At 47.7% G+C, this 16610-nt stretch carries 20 protein-coding genes; 3 read left to right on the plus strand and 17 right to left on the minus strand.

From position 1 onward, the window contains the following. Positions 1-21: 21 nt before the first annotated feature. From KQX66_RS32050 to KQX66_RS32105, 12 genes are all read right to left on the minus strand, one after another. Positions 22-618, minus strand: a complete 597-nt coding sequence (locus KQX66_RS32050; protein WP_216797630.1) for a hypothetical protein — start codon at positions 616-618, stop codon at positions 22-24. A 14-nt stretch (positions 619-632) separates the two neighbouring features. After that, the gene (locus KQX66_RS37640; protein ID WP_253957575.1) at positions 633-1046 is read right to left on the minus strand and encodes a hypothetical protein; all 414 of its coding nucleotides are present in this window, start codon (positions 1044-1046) and stop codon (positions 633-635) included. A 299-nt stretch (positions 1047-1345) separates the two neighbouring features. After that, entirely contained in the window at positions 1346-1864 is a 519-nt protein-coding gene (locus KQX66_RS32060; RefSeq protein WP_216797631.1) for a Holliday junction resolvase RecU, read from the minus strand. Between the two features lie 1303 nt (positions 1865-3167). Next, the gene (locus KQX66_RS37645) at positions 3168-4103 is read right to left on the minus strand and encodes a phage replication protein O (RefSeq protein WP_253957576.1); all 936 of its coding nucleotides are present in this window, start codon (positions 4101-4103) and stop codon (positions 3168-3170) included. 5 nt (positions 4104-4108) lie between these two features. Continuing rightward, positions 4109-4408 (minus strand): LexA family protein, encoded by a 300-nt coding sequence (locus KQX66_RS32070; RefSeq protein ID WP_216797633.1) that lies wholly within the window; start codon positions 4406-4408, stop codon positions 4109-4111. 20 nt (positions 4409-4428) lie between these two features. Beyond that, positions 4429-5421: a hypothetical protein gene (locus KQX66_RS32075; protein WP_216797634.1), complete on the minus strand. Its 993-nt coding sequence runs from the start codon at positions 5419-5421 to the stop codon at positions 4429-4431. 229 nt (positions 5422-5650) lie between these two features. Further along, on the minus strand, positions 5651-5878 hold the full coding sequence (locus KQX66_RS32080) for a hypothetical protein (RefSeq protein ID WP_216797635.1): 228 nt from the start codon (positions 5876-5878) through the stop codon (positions 5651-5653). Between the two features lie 172 nt (positions 5879-6050). After that, positions 6051-6515, minus strand: coding sequence for an ORF6C domain-containing protein (locus tag KQX66_RS32085; protein ID WP_216797636.1), 465 nt, complete (start codon positions 6513-6515; stop codon positions 6051-6053). Next, positions 6502-7677 carry a ParB/RepB/Spo0J family partition protein gene (locus KQX66_RS32090; protein ID WP_216797637.1) on the minus strand — a complete coding sequence of 392 codons (1176 nt, stop codon included), beginning with the start codon at positions 7675-7677 and terminating at the stop codon, positions 6502-6504. Before KQX66_RS32090 ends, KQX66_RS32085 begins: the two co-directional genes overlap by 14 nt. A gap of 242 nt (positions 7678-7919) precedes the next feature. Continuing rightward, on the minus strand, positions 7920-8384 hold the full coding sequence (locus KQX66_RS32095) for a hypothetical protein (protein WP_216797638.1): 465 nt from the start codon (positions 8382-8384) through the stop codon (positions 7920-7922). Positions 8385-8402: 18 nt separating this feature from the next. After that, on the minus strand, positions 8403-8669 hold the full coding sequence (locus KQX66_RS32100) for a group-specific protein (RefSeq protein ID WP_216797639.1): 267 nt from the start codon (positions 8667-8669) through the stop codon (positions 8403-8405). Positions 8670-8818: 149 nt separating this feature from the next. Continuing rightward, on the minus strand, positions 8819-9037 hold the full coding sequence (locus tag KQX66_RS32105; protein ID WP_216797640.1) for a helix-turn-helix transcriptional regulator: 219 nt from the start codon (positions 9035-9037) through the stop codon (positions 8819-8821). 95 nt (positions 9038-9132) lie between these two features. Between KQX66_RS32105 and KQX66_RS32110 the strand changes: the two genes are divergently transcribed. From KQX66_RS32110 to KQX66_RS32120, 3 genes are all read left to right on the plus strand, one after another. Further along, positions 9133-9540, plus strand: coding sequence for a helix-turn-helix domain-containing protein (locus KQX66_RS32110; protein ID WP_216797641.1), 408 nt, complete (start codon positions 9133-9135; stop codon positions 9538-9540). Between the two features lie 11 nt (positions 9541-9551). Beyond that, positions 9552-9962, plus strand: a complete 411-nt coding sequence (locus KQX66_RS32115) for an ImmA/IrrE family metallo-endopeptidase (protein ID WP_216797642.1) — start codon at positions 9552-9554, stop codon at positions 9960-9962. Positions 9963-10042: 80 nt separating this feature from the next. Continuing rightward, positions 10043-11233: a site-specific integrase gene (locus tag KQX66_RS32120; RefSeq protein ID WP_216797643.1), complete on the plus strand. Its 1191-nt coding sequence runs from the start codon at positions 10043-10045 to the stop codon at positions 11231-11233. 61 nt (positions 11234-11294) lie between these two features. Here the strand turns inward: KQX66_RS32120 and sufB are convergent, their stop codons facing one another. The 5 genes from sufB to sufC are packed head-to-tail and all read right to left on the minus strand — an operon-like array spanning position 11295 to position 16519. Next, a complete protein-coding gene (gene sufB, locus KQX66_RS32125; RefSeq protein ID WP_010492175.1) occupies positions 11295-12692 on the minus strand; it encodes a Fe-S cluster assembly protein SufB in 1398 nt (465 codons plus the stop codon). A gap of 15 nt (positions 12693-12707) precedes the next feature. Next, the gene (gene sufU / locus KQX66_RS32130) at positions 12708-13136 is read right to left on the minus strand and encodes a Fe-S cluster assembly sulfur transfer protein SufU (RefSeq protein ID WP_216797644.1); all 429 of its coding nucleotides are present in this window, start codon (positions 13134-13136) and stop codon (positions 12708-12710) included. Continuing rightward, positions 13123-14349, minus strand: coding sequence for a cysteine desulfurase (locus tag KQX66_RS32135; protein WP_216797645.1), 1227 nt, complete (start codon positions 14347-14349; stop codon positions 13123-13125). The genes sufU and KQX66_RS32135 overlap by 14 nt, the downstream gene beginning before the upstream one ends. Continuing rightward, entirely contained in the window at positions 14346-15659 is a 1314-nt protein-coding gene (gene sufD, locus KQX66_RS32140) for a Fe-S cluster assembly protein SufD (RefSeq protein ID WP_216797646.1), read from the minus strand. The genes KQX66_RS32135 and sufD overlap by 4 nt, the downstream gene beginning before the upstream one ends. 29 nt (positions 15660-15688) lie before the next feature. Then, positions 15689-16519 carry a Fe-S cluster assembly ATPase SufC gene (gene sufC, locus KQX66_RS32145; protein ID WP_216797647.1) on the minus strand — a complete coding sequence of 277 codons (831 nt, stop codon included), beginning with the start codon at positions 16517-16519 and terminating at the stop codon, positions 15689-15691. Positions 16520-16610: the final 91 nt, after the last annotated feature.

The raw sequence follows: 16610 nt of genomic DNA on the forward strand, positions 1-16610 counted from the left end.
CTTGATTCGGCCTCCGCTTCGCTAAGCGGTTTCGGTCGTCTCGATGGCCTTCGGCAAAGAACTAATTAGTTTCTCAAAGTCGTAAAAGCTCTTGTTCACTCTGTTTTCCATGTTTTTGATTGGCAAAATGATGAATTTCCCATCACATAAGAACGCTGGAGAATGAGGACCATCAGCAAAAATCGGTTCGTCGACAGCGTCATATAAGAGGCTGATGTATTTGTCTTGAATGAATAAGCTAAACCCAGAAAACTGGGTCCATCTGTAGCGCAAATGTTTATCCGCATAGATGAATGGGGTAACCTTACCTTCGATAATTGACTTATTTGCAAACTGCTTTTCGAGCGTCTCGGCTATTTTGCTGGCTCGATTTTCCGTAACATCGCCATATTTCATGATCAAAGTCATGCCTTCATCGGGAGACTTATCAAAATGACTTTCAAGACATTCGAGCAATTCCCAACCTTCTGTGGTTTCATCCGCATCTTCTTTATCCACTACAAAGGCTAAGCACCTGTTAGTGATATAATGCTTGCCGCCATGTAATGACCACGCCCAAAAGCTGTCCTCTTCTTTGATTAAATGGTCCACTTGTTCAACGTCTATTTTTTCTAACATCCGTTTCATCTCCTTTATCCCTTATGAGGGGCCCCGATGTAGTCCTCAATGGCCGTCTGATTCCTGTCCTCGAATGGACCCGTGTCCTCCATACGAATTTCAAAAAGCTTCTTCAGCAGCTCCGTCGGCTTTTCGTGTGCTACGAGCTGGTCGATGATTCGAGCTTGCTTCTTCGTCAAAGCTTGCCCGTGCCAGTTCGTAACGATCTTAACGAGGCATTTTGCGATGTGTTCACGTTCTTGCTGTTTCGCCGCCGCCGCCCGTTCGGCCTCAATACGTTTGTGATGCTCCGCCCAATCTTGTTCGTCATACCAGAAATACGGCCCGTATCGCCGTTCCCATTCTTCGATCCAGCGTTGGAGCTCCGATTCGTCCGTTTGGATTCGATCATGACACTCTCCGCTGAGCCGCATACCGTTTGTTTTCACTCCGCGTCCGCTTCGACCACGGGGCATGACGTGATGGGTGGTTTCTCCTGGCCGTCCGCAGCCGCATTGACAAAGGCCGTCGGACTCGGCAATTAATTCTTTAACAACCTTCGAAGGAAATTCATTCCGATCCGCTGCCGACGGACGGCTGTGATGGTGTAAAAATAGATTTTGTTTCCATTCTGGAAGGGGCTTCTTTTCCTTTTTTCGCTGAAGGCTATTGAATGATTTTTTCACTTTCGGTTTACGTTCTGGTTTTGGAATTATCACATCCCATACCCCCTAAAGCTTTTGGCCTCCTAGATACACCAAATTTTATTTACGACGGGCAACCAATCTACTGGAACAAGGCCTGACTTCACTACCTCGGCGTGTACGTCCAATGCTTCCAGTGATATACTTTTGCAGCCTCGAACCCCATCTTCCCGGCGGTCCCAGAAAGTTTTGAATGTTGGATACGGAAGCAGGTAGATCGTGTTTACTTGCACTAATTCAATGAGTACAAAGGCAATGCCGCCCAATAAATGACACTTCGCAAGATATTCAACTTGATGATCGGAAATGTTATCTAGGTCAAACCTTGGCGCTTTCTTCACTTGCTTTGCTTCGAAAACCACTGATCTGCCACCGCTCAACGTACCGTCAAAATCAACTGTAGACGGTTTTTCGTAGAATCCCGACAACTTACCTTTTACGTTTTTAACTACACGTACCGGAGTCGGACGCTTATTTACGATTGCCAATCCTTCAGTTTCATAAGCGCTATTGCTGCGCTCTATAAGTGCTTCAAAATCCATTCCTCTGTTGGCATGTGTCAAGCCCTCATTCTCCTTCCCCAAGCCCCTCCAGGACGCTTAGTAATAGCTCCGAGTCGACTACGATCCATTGCTAATATAGCTACCTCGTCGGGGTCGCGATTAAATGCTACTGCGATATCCGCGATGCTTAACCCATCTGCCCAAGCCCGATCAAATTCTATTACCTCAGCTTCTTGCCAATCGAAATCCAAATCTTCGCAAGCGATATAAACGCTCATTTCATCCCACCTTCTTGGCTCCAGCCAATAACCGAGCTTTGGCCGGGATGATAATCAGGATGATCCTCTGGCAACTCCGGTACCGAGCATAAAGGACAAGGCAAGACACTTAATACCCATTGTTTGGTGCTGGTCAATATAACCCGGCGTTCGTCGCACAATTTGCATGTTTTTTCTCTTTGGACGTTCATGTTTCATCCCTTTCGATACGCATGAAACGATGATCGAATACTTTCACAGGGTCCAACCCTTGCTCGCGTTCTTCCCTCGTCAATCGGAACCAAACAAGCCGATCTTGCTTCATATCGCTTGGGTGTTTGCATCGATCAATCATCCTACCGGCAAAGCTTCGATCTAGGCTCATGAGTTCCGCAGGTGACCACTCCGTACTGAAGACTGTCGGCAAATCAAGCTGGCTACGGTGATTTATGATGTCCCACGAAGCATCGGCTTCCCAATCAGCTATATCGCGATTACCGTTCTTGTCTCGTTTTTTCGTTTTAAACAAATCGTCCCAAAGCAGCACGCCCCGGAATTCCCTTAATCGCTGATATAGACCCCCGTCTTCGAATCCGTTATTTTTGATCCGGTTAAACTCTTCCCTGTGCTGGAAGTACAATACCGGCACCTTTCGGGAAAGCAGAGCATTTCCAATCGCAAAAATCAAGGTCGTTTTTCCTGCGCCCGGTTCGCCACATAAAAGCAGGCCGTTTTCCTTGGTTCGCTTTTTATCGCGAATTCTGGAGAAGTAATCTTTGACTGCCAATTCGACGTACTGTTTGCTCGTTCTAAGAGCTGTGGCGAACAAGTGGTGTTTACCCTCTGTCTTGTAATCACCGAAGCTTAGGCGCTGAAATTCTTCTGCAATTCCGCTGCTTTTCAGCCTTTTTTTTGCTGCCTTCCATTCTGTGCATTCGCAAACGACATCTACCCACTGTTCTTGTGGAATGTCTTGGTATCCAATGACAGCGTTATTTGGACCATGGATCGGGCGGCGAACTACAGCTTGTTTTCCTGTGTCGGGGTCGATAACAGGAATCAGTTTCGATTGCGGCTCATCCTTGCATTTTTCACATTCGTATTGCTTAATGGCCGATACCGAAGCTATCGAATTGTTCCTCGGTGATCCTTCTGCCGCCCGTCTTGCTCGTGCCTTTGCCTCCTCCAGCCATTTGATGAATTTGGTCCCCTTGATAGCTTCCCCCAGGCTTTCCAATGCCGTCACCGCCCTTCCTCTCAAGGTTCATCTTCATTGCCAATTCGGTGAATTTGCTCCGCAGTTTAGATGCGCTAAGTATATTGGTTTGCCAAAATTCATGTGCAGTTGCCCAATCAATAACGTCCCGAATTAACTCCTTCTTCACGTCATCCAGCTCAAGCAGCTTCCTGCAATCATCTGCCCACGCTTGGAGATTAGCTCGTTTTACTAGGTGCCCGACTCCTGAAACTTCCGCGTGCTCCATGATTTTTTGATGCAAATATACAGCCATTCTGTAAGGGGTCGAATCCTCGGCATACGTTTTTTTGTGCCGAGTCCTGATGTTATTTTTTTCTTCTTGTTCTTTTTCTTCTTCTTTTTCTTCTTCTTTTTCTTCTTCTTTTTCTTCCCCCGAGTCTATGGGCACGGTATTGATACCGTATCCATACCGTTTACATAGGTCATGAAAATGGTCTATAAACCCTTTGTGTTTGACGGATTCAAGCTCTCTTACAATGCACGCTTTTACCTTGGGACTATTAATGAAATTGTATTTCAACCAGTTAGGGAGCATTAGTTCTTGAGTTTCCTCGCAGTAAATTATCTTTCGGTAATTTATGAATCGATCGAGCAACTTATCTACGGTATCCCGGTTGTATCCGGTCTCCATTTCGATCACTCTTTTTGGAAGCTCATAAATTCCGCACTGCGTTGTCTTACTGTTTGTCATAAGGTAAATGTAGAAGTACTTTTCCTCCGGTGTTAAGCCGAGAACAAAACCATCTTGCCAAAAACTGGTTTGCACTTGTCTGTAGGTAGCCAAATTTATCACCTCACCGGATCATATACATACCTTCTGCCTTGCCAAAGGATCACACTGGGTACTTCCTTGTGCTTCTTCAGCACTTCAACCTCTGATAGACTTGCCTCCCCGATGAGCTTTATTGCTCTGGCAGAGCCATAAATCCGTTCTACCAATCCTCGCGCCTCAAGGATATCCAAATATCTATGCACATTTGAGGTTGATCTTAAGCCGACTGCATACGCAATTTCACGCACGGTCGGAGAGAAGCCCTTTTCCTTGTAATGTCTTGCGATGAAATCAATAATGGCTTGATGCTTACCCAAAACATTCACCCTTTCGTCGTTTAATTAATGCCCATTAAATGAGCTATTGTTTTACACAGAGGGGCCTTATTCTTTTCATTGATATCTGCAGGAAGCTGAATGTTATATTCAGCAGCCAATGCCCTCATATCCGACTCTTCCAGCGCCATTAGCTCATCGAATGTAGATGGCCTGGTAACCGTCTTAATAGGCTCGACATGATCCGGCAGCTTGTGGAGTATATCCGCTACCTCGCCCGCCTCGGCTTTGGTCAAATTTGCCGGGTCATTTGCAATCCTGCCCTCGGTTTGCGCCTGATAGTATGACCGCAGTTTTGTTTCCAGTTTGAAGCCCTTGATCTTTCCTAAGGAAACCAACTGCTCATAATCAAGTTGGTCTACAAGATCGTCCTTCATCCTGCTTGCTTGACGTTTTTTGCGAGGTTGCATATGCTCGCCCAGCTCCGCGCCAGATACAAAGTCATCATCCAAAATACCAAGGTACGCGTCAGCTCCGACGCCAAGGATCGACGTGGACCGCTTAAGCCCCTTAGACAGCATCCCCTTGCGTGCTGATCCCTTTTCAATGGATTCATGGTCCGTCGGGATTGGCGGCACCGAATGGACTGTTACCCATTCCCATTGATTAGTTTCTTCTGAAAGCCGCCGGTAGCCTATCAGCAACTCAATATCGCCGCTATAGACGTACTTGGTGCGGCTATTGGACGTTATCCCTTCTTCCACTGCCTCATTCGTAACTTTCCACGTCCAGTTCGTTGGACCGAAAACATAATTCATGCGGTCGACATGGGCCTGATAGGAATATCCTGTTGAATCATAGCTCCTGCCGATGTCCGCACCTCTGGCCCTTTGAATTGATCCTTCATCAAGTGGCATCCGCAGCAGAGGCATGAGCTTATCTACATCAGCTGGAGAAAAAGGAGCTACAAGGGGTATTGTGACGCCAAACTCCTGTGCTGCTGCTTGCATTCGTTTATAGTCTTCAATCATGCGTTCCGCAGAATTAATTTTCATTCACAAGCCCTCCATATTTAGTTATAATGGGGGCAAGAGCACCGATTTAGCGGATCGATGCCTTGCCAAAAGTCTAGCGATATTTCTTTGGAAGCCAGCCTTAGCGGGGCTGGTTTTTCCCTGTTGTTCCCACGATCTTCAATTCCCCATCACCATCCAAACCAAGTAAGCAATGCCGCAATACGCTATTCCAAAAAGCGGAAAGGCGACAAATACTATCAAGAAATCTTCAAGCGTTGCCTCTTTCAAGAGTTCCTTGATCTCTGTCAGCGACAAATTGTTCGCCCTCCAATCCTTCAATATGATTGTGAATATCATCAATCAATGAAGGCATCCGCGGAGCTTCGTTATAAAGCCATACAGAAATATCAGCTAATACACCGGCCGGACTGCCACTTGTGATGCGTCCTAAATTTTCGACGATTTGTCGAAGCTCGTTCAGCTCCTTGCAGTTCACTGCGCCTCCCTCCGTTCAATTCCGAAATGCCGGAGTGCGCACTCTTTCTCGAAAAACATCAGCCCATTTAAATCCGTATAATAAGAATCTCCGCGATAAATCCCCTCGCCACAACCACAGGCGCAAAGATCAACAAGTTCAGCATCCTTTAGTTCGCCAGTGAATCTATCCATTAGATGTAGTCCTCTGGATGGAAATTCTGAACAAACTCTAAAGCGTCGGAAAAATCCATCCTTCGAATATGGGAGTACTTCGCAACACTGAAATGGTCCTTAAGCTTGCTCCAGATCATGCGACGGTGTCGCCCAACCATTACGTTAAATTTTTCATCCGAATCCTTAAAACGATCCTTGGTCAGTTCATTTGATTTCGTGCGCACAGCGTATTGAAGTTGAAAGCACTCGGCATCAGTCAAGGTGATGCTGTCTCGCACTTCTTGAACCATGATTTGCATTTCTTCGACTTGCTCTTGCGTTTTCTCCGCTTGCTCCTGTGCTTTCTCGGCTTTTTCAGTTACATCTGAATGCACACGCCTGATGCCTTCGATCAAGGCTCGAATAGATGCGCCTTGAGATTCAGTCATTTGCATTTGTTTTTCGACGATGGACAGAAAATCGGGTTGTTCAGCTAATGACATTCTTCTCTACCACCTTTCTGGCATTTATGGCTGGTCTTAATTGGTCAATTAAAGCTTGTAGCATGTCCAAACTTTCATTAAGACGCTTCTTTTCGCTGGAGCTTGCACTAGCTATTGCGCCAAGCATGAAAGATGTAATACCTACTTTTTGAAGAAATTGCTTTGTATGAATGCTGATTTGGATTGTATTGCTATCGGCCTCGAAACGAAGCTTTTTCATTTGAGCCTCTGCCATTTGTTCATCAAAATCGGCTGGCTGCTGGAGTTTCAGGGATTCCAGTTCTTCCTTCACGCGTTGGTACCCTGATTTAAGTTGTTCAGCCTTTAGTCGCTCGGACTCAAGATCGTCGCGCAATTTATTTTTCCAGTATTCATCACGCTGTTTAAGCCGGGACTCTGTTTCTTTTTCTTTTTGTTTAATAAATTGCGCTGTCTCTTCTTGGTGCCGTTCGACAGCGGCAGCTTGAATATCTGGAATTGCATCGCGCGGGATGGAATCACGGTACTTTTTTTCGATCTGAGCCTTTTCGTACTCGACCGCCTCGCGCATTATTCGCTCCGCCTCTTCCTTGGCAGTCTTGCCGATTTCATCTCCGAACGCATGATATAACTGGGTTTGTTCTTCCACCGTAAGAGAGGCCAACTTTTCAGCAAATGTCGTGCCCAGCTTTTTGGACTCAACCAGTTTTTTCAATTCCGGGATAAGATCATTAAGCTTTATTAGCCGCTGGGTTGTTTTTTCGGACTCGCCAATCGCCTCAGCAATATCCTTAATCGAACGGACATTTTGTCCATTTGTTTTTTGGTTTCCGCCGCGCTTGATTCCCCAACGTTCTTTTAATGTTGCCGCCAGCTTCGCCTTCTGGATCGCCGTTAGATGTCGCCTGTGTAAGTTGTCTTCCACAAGAAGGCGTTCCACATCTTCGACATCTTGGATGTCTTCAATAATGACCGGAACGGTTGTTAGCCCCAACTCCTTTGCCGCTCTTAAGCGTTGGTGCCCGCATATAACTTGAAAATCAGTCGTGATTCGGAGTGGATCGCGGATGCCGTTTTCTCGAACGTCGTTCAAGAAAGATTCCCAATCGTCACCAGAAAGATCATCAAAATAAAGATTGTTGCTCGGATGCGGACGAAGCTTTTCAATTGATATTCCGCTCAATTTAAAATCTCCTTTCTAAAAAGGTTTTATCTCCTAAGTTGTCGAATATTGGTAGTTGTCCAGACTTACCAATCCAACGAAAGGAGGCTCAAACATGTCAAAACGTATTTCTGCAATTTACCAATCACACTGCCCGCAATTAGAAAAACAGCATAAAATTGAAATTGAATATGAAGAATTGTTTTTTGCTGGAAGCCTTAATCCAAGCTATAAGAAAATGGGTTACAACTGTGACAGTTCAATCAATTGTAGTCACTTGGATTCCTATGGGCGATGTCCATTATTGATACAGGCTCCAAACGATCCTTTCGCATGCTAAATCCAACGCCTGTAAGGATACTCAGCCTTTGGAAAGTAGGAAACCAGTCAAGAGAACATGTCTTATCCAACGCAAACTTACAATCAATGCATGGCTTTCCAAAGTCAGCCGTTTCCTTGTTTTTTGCATCCTCATAAAAACTGAATAGGTGTTTTGAGATGCAATGCAAGTCCTTCGTGTCCAAGTTGTTGCTTGAAATCGCTGTTACCACAGCGGTTTCTTTTTTTCGTTCTTCCAAACCCCTCTCCTCCTTCCCCATCAGATTCAGATCAAGCGTTTTACTGGTCGCCAACTCTTCGACAGCCTTTTTGATTTCCTCTCGCACAATCTCCCGAATGCGCTGTTCGTCGATTTCGTTCTGCACCTCTCCCTTTAAATGCTTGTCCATTATATTCACTGATTCAGTTTACTTCGTTTGCTCATAAAGCCATTTCTCCAGAAACGCCCTCGTATCACGCACCGGGAAATACCACTTACTTCCTACTTTTCGCTTTGGAAACCTCGGATCAAAGAAGAAAGCGTCCTGAATCGTATTCCAACTCATGCAGGTTCGTTTTTTTAACTCCGCCGTATCCCAGAATACGTATTCCGCATCAATTTCTTTAACTAACTCGTCGATTTTCTCGCGACAAAGTTTCATTACTTCGTCCCTATCTACTTGGACGTTCAGCATTGGCTACCCTCAACCACCTTCCTGTAGATATGGTTCAGTTCATAAAATGGATAAATAAATTACCCATTTTGAGTAAAAAAATACAACAGATTGATTGACAGGATAAATTAAATTATCTATAATTCAAAATAGATAATTTAATTATCGCTTTATCCTGTATCGGAGCACTTAAAATAGTCGGGGAAAAGATTCTCGACCGGAACGTCAAAATAATTCGAAAGTCGGAACATCAGATCCCTGCCAGGTAAGAATGTTCCATTTTCAATCATCCGAAGATACACAGTAGAAATGCTGTTATCGCGAGCGACTTTAGCTTGAGTACCTTTTGTTTTGCGGAGTTCTTTAAATAACTCGCGCTTCTTACTCATCTCCATCACCCCCCTATCGATAATTGGATTATAACGGATAATCATTTTATCCGTCAAGGGGGTTTGGATAATTTATTTTTGAAAGGGCGTTTAAAATGGATTTTGCAGCAAAATTAATTCGCTTGCGTGAGGAGAGAGGTCTAAGTCAATACGAAGTGGCTGATCGTCTCGGAATCAAAAGGCCACGATACAATGCTTGGGAGCAAGGTTTGTCTAAACCGAGGGTTGATATGATGAATAAAATTGCTATTTTTTTTGAAGTAAGCCCTGACTATCTGTTGGGATACGAAAATGCTCCAGAATGGGCTACTCCGAGAGATGTACGTGACATCAAGAAAATTCTTGAAGAGGATCTTCCGGTAATGTTCGATGGCAAGCCCCTCGACGAAGATGCGCGTCAGCGCATTAAAGATATGCTTACTGGGTTTTTATGGGAAGCAAAAGAAATGAACAAGAAAACATATGGAAGAAAGAAGCCAAAAAACACCGACAGCGAGAAGTAAGGTGAGAGCCTGTGCAGAAAATTATTCCAAAACTGATCCGTCGATTCGGCACCAATGACCCATTTGTGATTTCTGCGGGGCTTAATATTCATATTAGATTTGCCGATCTTGGCCCAGACACCAGGGGTTTATATTTTCGCAAGCTGCGTCGCCGCTGTATTTTTATACATGAACAACTGGACGAACACTGGCAGCGTTTTGTGTGCGCGCACGAACTGGGGCACGATCGACTTCATCCCGGATTTAGTCGTTTTTGGTTAGACGAACATACTTTGTTTAATCCCGGTAAATATGAACGGCAAGCCAACAAATTTGCTGTCCACCTGCTTACTGCTAACGATCTTCTGGAAAACGAGGAATCCATCCAAACTATGCTCAGAAGGAATTGTGTACCGGAGGAAATGTATAAATTTTATTTGTAACTTTTTGGTGCTTCCCAGCCGAAAGGCTGTTTACTATATACTCGTTACCGAACATACATTCTGTTTCAGGAGGGAATAATATGGCATCTTTTCGCAGGCGCGGTTGCAAATGTGAAGGTAAGAAAAGATGTACATGCGGCGCAACATGGGAATATCGAATCGTTTATACTGACCGTCGAACCGGCAAACAAAGAGAAAAAACGAAGGGAGGATTCCCTACTAAGAAGGAGGCGCAGCTCGCAGCAGGCGAGGAAGAAAGACAAATTCAGTATTTTGGTTTTGCCGAAAACGGAAATGAATCGCTTGAAAAATTTTTCAACGAATGGTTGGAAATATATAAAAAGCCGCATGTCAAACCGATTACATATTCTGTTCAGGAGCGAAACGTCAGACTGAATATTTTACCACGATGGAAGAACTACAAACTAAAAGAGCTCACTCGCAATGAATACCAGAAATGGATCAATGAACTTCGTGATCATTATAGCGAGGGAACAGTTCGCAGAATCCACAGCATTTTTAGTACGGCTATAAATGACGCTGTTCACGAATTTAATATATTGCGAGAGAATCCTATACAAAAAATCAAAATACCTAAAGACATTGAAAAATCAGAAAAAGTATCCTTCTTCAAAAAAGAGCAATTGGACGTTTTTCTTAATGCTCTCAAAACTCCTATGAAGAACGCTAAGTACCAGCATTCCATTCAGTATTACGCTTTATTTTCTCTTCTTGCACGAACGGGATTGCGGATCGGCGAGGCCCTTGCACTGACTTGGGACGATATCGATACAACCGCTAAAACTGTTACGGTTAATAAAACACTTGTCTATCCACTAAACTCAGAACCGTATCTATCGACTCCTAAATCCAAAACCAGTGAACGAACAATTAGATTGGATGATGCAACCGTAGCACTGATGAAGCGGCACCGAATTAATCAAAAAGAAGTCGTACTCCGCTACGAAAACTATCAGGCATCCAAGGATAATTTGGTTTTTCATCAACAGGACGGTCGATGGTTGCGCACCAACGTTGTCCGTGATTATTTCAAAATAGTGTGTAAGCGAACAAATCTCCCTATATTATCCCCTCATGCTCTCCGGCATACTCATGCAGTCCATTTGTTGGAAGCTGGTGCAAATATAAAATACGTGTCCGAGAGACTTGGGCACGCGAGCGTGAAAGTCACAGCGGACACGTATTTGCATGTAACAAAGAAAATCGAAGAAGATGCTCTTAATCTCTACGAAAGGTACGTCGGAAATTAATTAATGGGCAAATCATGGGCAAATGCATCACGTATGCCCCGGAACGCTTGATATATAAGGCTTATCCGATACTGCCTTCCATTTCGAACTTGATGAGACGGTTCATCTCGACCGCATATTCCATCGGCAGTTCTTTCGTGAACGGCTCGATGAAGCCCATAACGATCATTTGCGTCGCTTCCGCTTCCGTCAAGCCGCGGCTCATCAGGTAGAACAGCTGATCCTCCGATACTTTCGAGACGGTCGCTTCGTGCTCCAGCGTAATGTTGTCGTTCATGATTTCGTTGTAAGGAATCGTATCGGACGTCGATTCGTTATCCATAATGAGCGTATCGCACTTGATGTTCGCTTTGGAACCTTCCGAGTTGCGTCCGAACGAAGCCAAGCCGCGGTACGTTACTTTGCCGCCGTGCTTGCTGATCGACTTGGATACGATCGTGGATGTCGTGTCCGGCGCCAAGTGCGTCATTTTCGCACCGGCATCCTGATGCTGGCCTTTGCCCGCAACGGCGATGGAAAGCACCATGCCTTTTGCGCCGCGGCCTTTCAGCACAACCGCAGGATATTTCATCGTCAGCTTGGAACCGATGTTGCCGTCGACCCATTCCATTGTCGCGTTTTCTTCCGCAACTGCACGCTTCGTAACCAGGTTGTAAATGTTCGGTGCCCAGTTCTGAATCGTCGTGTAGCGGACGCGGGAATCTTTGAGGCAAATGATCTCAACCACGGCGCTGTGCAGCGAGTTCGTGCTGTAGACCGGAGCCGTACAACCTTCGACATAATGCACGAAGCTGCCTTCGTCGGCGATGATGAGCGTACGCTCGAACTGCCCCATGTTTTCCGAGTTGATCCGGAAGTAAGCTTGCAGCGGAATTTCCACCTTCACGCCCTTCGGCACGTAGATGAAGCTGCCGCCGGACCATACCGCGCTGTTCAGTGCGGCGAATTTATTGTCGCTCGGCGGGATGATCGTCCCGAAATACTTCTTGAAAATTTCCGGGTGTTCTTTAAGCGCCGTGTCCGTGTCCATAAACAGCACGCCTTGCTCTTCCAGATCCTTCTGCATGCTGTGGTAGACGACTTCGGACTCGTACTGGGCGGATACGCCCGCCAGAAACTTCTGCTCCGCCTCCGGGATACCGAGCTTGTCGAACGTTTCTTTGATTTCCGTCGGCACTTCTTCCCACGTTTTCCCCTGCTTCTCGGAAGGCTTCACGTAGTATTGAATGTCGTCGAAATCCAGATCGTCCATATTGCCGCCCCAACGCGGCATTGGCATTTTCAAAAACTGTTCAAGCGACTTCAGGCGAAACTCCAGCATCCATTCCGGTTCGCCTTTCATTCTGGAAATCTCGGTCACGATTTCACGGGTCAAGCCTTTTCCGCTCTGGAACACGTTTTTGTGCTCGTCGCGAAACCCATATTTATATTCTTCCATTTCCGGCATTTTCTTTGCCATGGGTGCCATACCTCCTTATTTGTTGGTGTTCACTTGGTCGATTCCTTTGCGCAGCGCGTTCCAAGCCAATGTCGCGCACTTGATCCGGGCAGGGAATTTGTTCACACCGGACAAAGCTTCCAAATCTTCGTATTCGAATTCCACAGGCTCGCCTTTCATCAGGCCGGAAAACTTCTCGGCCATTTCCAGCGCCTCTTCCAACGTCTTGCCTTTTACGGCCTCCGTCATCATCGAAGCGGAAGAAAGGCTGATCGAACAGCCTTCGCCTACGAACTTGGCCGCCTTGACCTTGCCTTCCTCGACCTGCATTTGAAGCTGGATTTTATCGCCGCAGGTCGGGTTGTTCAGATCGATACTGACAGACTGATTCTCGAAAGTGCCGCGGTTGCGGGGGTTTTTGTAATGATCCATAATGACTCTGCGGTATAAATCATCCAATTGCATAGCCGAAGTACTCCTTTGTTTTAATAAGGGAAGCGACCAACCGGTCTACATCGGCTTCGGTATTGTACAGATAGAAGCTTGCACGGGCGGTTGCCGTGACATTCAGCCAGCGCATCAGCGGCTGGCAGCAATGGTGGCCGGCACGTACCGCGATCCCGTCGGCGTCGAGCACGGTGGCTACGTCATGCGGATGCACATCGTCCAAGTTGAACGTGATCAGCCCCGCACGATTTTGCTGTGGACCGTAAATCGTTAAGCCATCGATCTGCAGCATCCGTTCCATCGCGTAAGCCGCCAGCTGCTTCTCATGCTGCTCTATGGCATCCAAGCCGATGCTTTCGAGGAAATCGATTGCCGCTCCCAGCCCGACGGCGCCTGCGATAATCGGCGTGCCGCCTTCGAACTTCCAAGGAAGGTCTTTCCATGTGGAGTCGTACAAGCCTACATGGTCGATCATCTCGCCGCCGAATTCGATCGGCTCCATTTCCATCAGCAGCTCTTTACTGCCGTAAAGCGCGCCAATCCCGGTAGGAGCGCACATCTTGTGGCCGGATAACGCATAAAAATCGCAGCCCAGCGCCTGCACGTCCACTTTGAGGTGCGGCGTGCTTTGTGCGCCGTCCACCATCACTTTGGCGCCGTGGCGATGGGCGATTTCCGCGATTTCCTTCACCGGGTTAACAACGCCGAGCACATTGGATACGTAAACGACCGATACCATTTTGGTGCGCTCGGTAATCGTTTTTTCCACATCCGCCAGACTAATCGTTCCATCCGGCTGCAACGGGATATATTTCAAGACAGCGCCGGTCGCTTTCGCGACCTGCTGCCATGGAATGAGATTGCTGTGGTGCTCCATCGGCGTAATGACGATTTCGTCCCCTTCGCCGCATACGGCCCGCGCATAGCTGGAGGCGACCAGGTTGATCGCCGTCGTCGTCCCGCGGGTAAAAATGATTTCTTCCGTGGACGAAGCGTTGATGAAGCGGCGCACCTTCTCGCGCGCGCCCTCATAAGCGTCCGTCGCACGGGAGCCGAGCGTGTGAACGCCGCGGTGCACATTCGCATTATCAAGCTCGTAATAACGTTTGACGGCTTCGATAACCGACACCGGCTTTTGCGATGTGGCTGCCGAGTCCAGGTAAACGAGCGGATGTCCGTTCACATCCTGATGAAGAATGGGAAATTGACTGCGTATGTCCGCCGTATTCATTGTCCCAGCTTCCTTTCCACGAGAAGCTGCAGCTGTGACGCGATCTGCTCCAGTGGAATTTGAGACACCACCGGTGCCAGGAAGCCGTAAATGATCAACCGTTCGGCTTCTTCACGCGAAACGCCGCGCGACATCATATAGTATACCTGTTCTTGGTTCACTTGACCCACGCTGGCCGCATGGCCCGCCGTAACGTCGTCCTCGTCGATCAGCAGAATCGGGTTGGCGTCGCCGCGCGCTTTCGGGCTGAGCATCAGCACTTTTTCCGTTTGCTCGCCGTTCGCTTTGGTCGCGCCCTTCTCGATTTTGGTAATGCCGTTGATGATCGCCGTTGCCCCGTCGCGCATGACGGCGCGGGTAATCATCTGGCTGTCGGAGCTTTTGCCGAAGTGAACGGCCCGGGTGGACACATTCAGCTTCTGCTCGCCGGTACCGACGCAGATCACCTTCGCATCGGAGGTGGAGCCGTTGCCTTTCAAAATCGACGTCGTATCCGACATCGCGTTGCCGTAGTGCATCTCGCCGACGATCCACTCGATGCTTCCGTCGTTCTCTACGAGCGCGCGACGGTACGTCAGATCGGTAATCGATTCGTCCAAATTATGCACCGAAGCAAAGGTCACCTTCGCTCCAGGCTTGACGACGACTTCCACAACGCCGTTCTGCACCAGGCCGTTCAAGCTGCCTTCGGAAACGAAGTTGTCGACGTAAGTCACCGACGCATGCTGCTCGGCAACGATCAGGACATGCGGCGAAAAGCTCGCTTCGGCGTCGTCCGTTACGAACAGCGCTTGTACGGGGACTTCCACCTGCACATTTTTCGGAACGTACAGGAACACGCCGCCGCTCCAAAGCGCCGTATGCAGCGCCGTCAGGCGGTTTTCGTCCTTGCCTACGACAGACATAAAATATTTCTGCACCAGCTCGCCGTGGGTTTGAAGCGCTTCTTCGAGGCTCGTAAACACGACGCCCTGCTGCTTCAACGTCTCGGAGACGCTGCTGTACACGACGCCCGAGTTTTTCTGCACGATCAGATTGTCCGGGTGTCCTTGCCCGTCGTTCTGCAGCAGGCTCTTGGCCGAGGCCGGCAGCTCTTCGAGCGATGCGAGCTTGGCGCCCGCTTTATAGGTTCCGAAGGAAGCGAGGTTCCAACGGTCAATTCTTGTTTTCTCCAATGTCGGCAATTCGAGCGTTCCGGCAAGCTCCAACGCTTGCCCGCGCAGAGTCGTCATCCACTCCGGCTCTTGTCTCGCTTTGGACAGCTCTACCAAGCTTGCGCGATCGATCGGAAGAACGGTTTGTGTACTCATGGTTAATCCTCCTGTTCCCTTTCGATAGCTTAGTATTTCGGAGCCGTCGTATTCATCGGAATCTTGAATTCCTCTTCGTCCTGGCCTACCCGCTCGTCCACGATCCCAAGCTCTTCCTTAACCCAGTCATAACCTTCGTTCTCCAGACGCTGAGCCAGCTCCGGTCCGCCGGATTTCACGATGCGCCCTTGCATCATCACGTGAACGTAGTCCGGGGTAATGTAGTTCAGCAAGCGTTGGTAGTGGGTGATGATCAGGAAGCCGCGCTCTTCGGAACGCATCGCGTTCACGCCCGTCGCCACGATGCGCAGCGCGTCGATATCGAGGCCCGAGTCGATTTCGTCAAGAATAACGATGCTCGGATCCAGCATCATCATTTGCAAAATTTCGTTACGTTTCTTCTCGCCGCCGGAGAAGCCTTCGTTCAAATAGCGGTGCATGAACTCCGGGTTGATCTCCAGCTCTTTCATTTTCGCTTCCATCTGACGGATGAACTTGATCAGCGAAATTTCGCTGCCTTCCTCGCGGCGGGCATTGATTGCGCTGCGCAGGAAGTCCGCGTTCGTCACGCCGGTAATTTCGCTCGGATACTGCATGGCAAGAAACAGGCCGGCACGCGCTCTTTCGTCCGTCGCCATCTCAAGCACGTCCTCGCCGTTCAGCGTCACGCTGCCTTCCGTTACTTCGTATTTCGGGTGGCCCATGAGAGTGGACGCCAGCGTACTTTTGCCCGTTCCGTTCGGTCCCATGATCGCATGCACTTCGCCGCCCTTAATCGTCAAGCTAAGGCCTTTCAAAATCTCTTTGCCCTCGACAGTCGCTTTCAAACCGTCTATAGTAAAATGCGGTACGTTTGCCATAGTTTCGTGCCTCCGAGTTTTAATTATTATTTAATGATAATCATTACAAACTGATTATCAATGATTCTCAATAATAATATTATATCTCAAT

The sequence above is a fragment of the Paenibacillus oleatilyticus genome, from assembly GCF_018998565.1.
Classification (GTDB): Bacteria; Bacillota; Bacilli; order Paenibacillales; family NBRC-103111; genus Paenibacillus_G; species Paenibacillus_G oleatilyticus.

Bases quoted from the DNA above. Each gene is read 5' to 3' on its own strand.
- KQX66_RS32105 (WP_216797640.1), bottom strand. From the start codon at position 9,037: ATGAGTAAGAAGCGCGAGTTATTTAAAGAACTCCGCAAAACAAAAGGT.
- KQX66_RS32050 (WP_216797630.1), bottom strand. From the start codon at position 618: ATGTTAGAAAAAATAGACGTTGAACAAGTGGACCATTTAATCAAAGAA.
- sufD (WP_216797646.1), bottom strand. From the start codon at position 15,659: ATGAGTACACAAACCGTTCTTCCGATCGATCGCGCAAGCTTGGTAGAG.
- KQX66_RS32110 (WP_216797641.1), top strand. From the start codon at position 9,133: ATGGATTTTGCAGCAAAATTAATTCGCTTGCGTGAGGAGAGAGGTCTA.
- KQX66_RS32100 (WP_216797639.1), bottom strand. From the start codon at position 8,669: ATGCTGAACGTCCAAGTAGATAGGGACGAAGTAATGAAACTTTGTCGC.
- KQX66_RS32135 (WP_216797645.1), bottom strand. From the start codon at position 14,349: ATGAATACGGCGGACATACGCAGTCAATTTCCCATTCTTCATCAGGAT.
- KQX66_RS32120 (WP_216797643.1), top strand. From the start codon at position 10,043: ATGGCATCTTTTCGCAGGCGCGGTTGCAAATGTGAAGGTAAGAAAAGA.
- KQX66_RS32075 (WP_216797634.1), bottom strand. From the start codon at position 5,421: ATGAAAATTAATTCTGCGGAACGCATGATTGAAGACTATAAACGAATG.
- KQX66_RS32085 (WP_216797636.1), bottom strand. From the start codon at position 6,515: ATGTCATTAGCTGAACAACCCGATTTTCTGTCCATCGTCGAAAAACAA.
- sufC (WP_216797647.1), bottom strand. From the start codon at position 16,519: ATGGCAAACGTACCGCATTTTACTATAGACGGTTTGAAAGCGACTGTC.
- sufU (WP_216797644.1), bottom strand. From the start codon at position 13,136: ATGCAATTGGATGATTTATACCGCAGAGTCATTATGGATCATTACAAA.
- KQX66_RS32095 (WP_216797638.1), bottom strand. From the start codon at position 8,384: ATGGACAAGCATTTAAAGGGAGAGGTGCAGAACGAAATCGACGAACAG.
- sufB (WP_010492175.1), bottom strand. From the start codon at position 12,692: ATGGCAAAGAAAATGCCGGAAATGGAAGAATATAAATATGGGTTTCGC.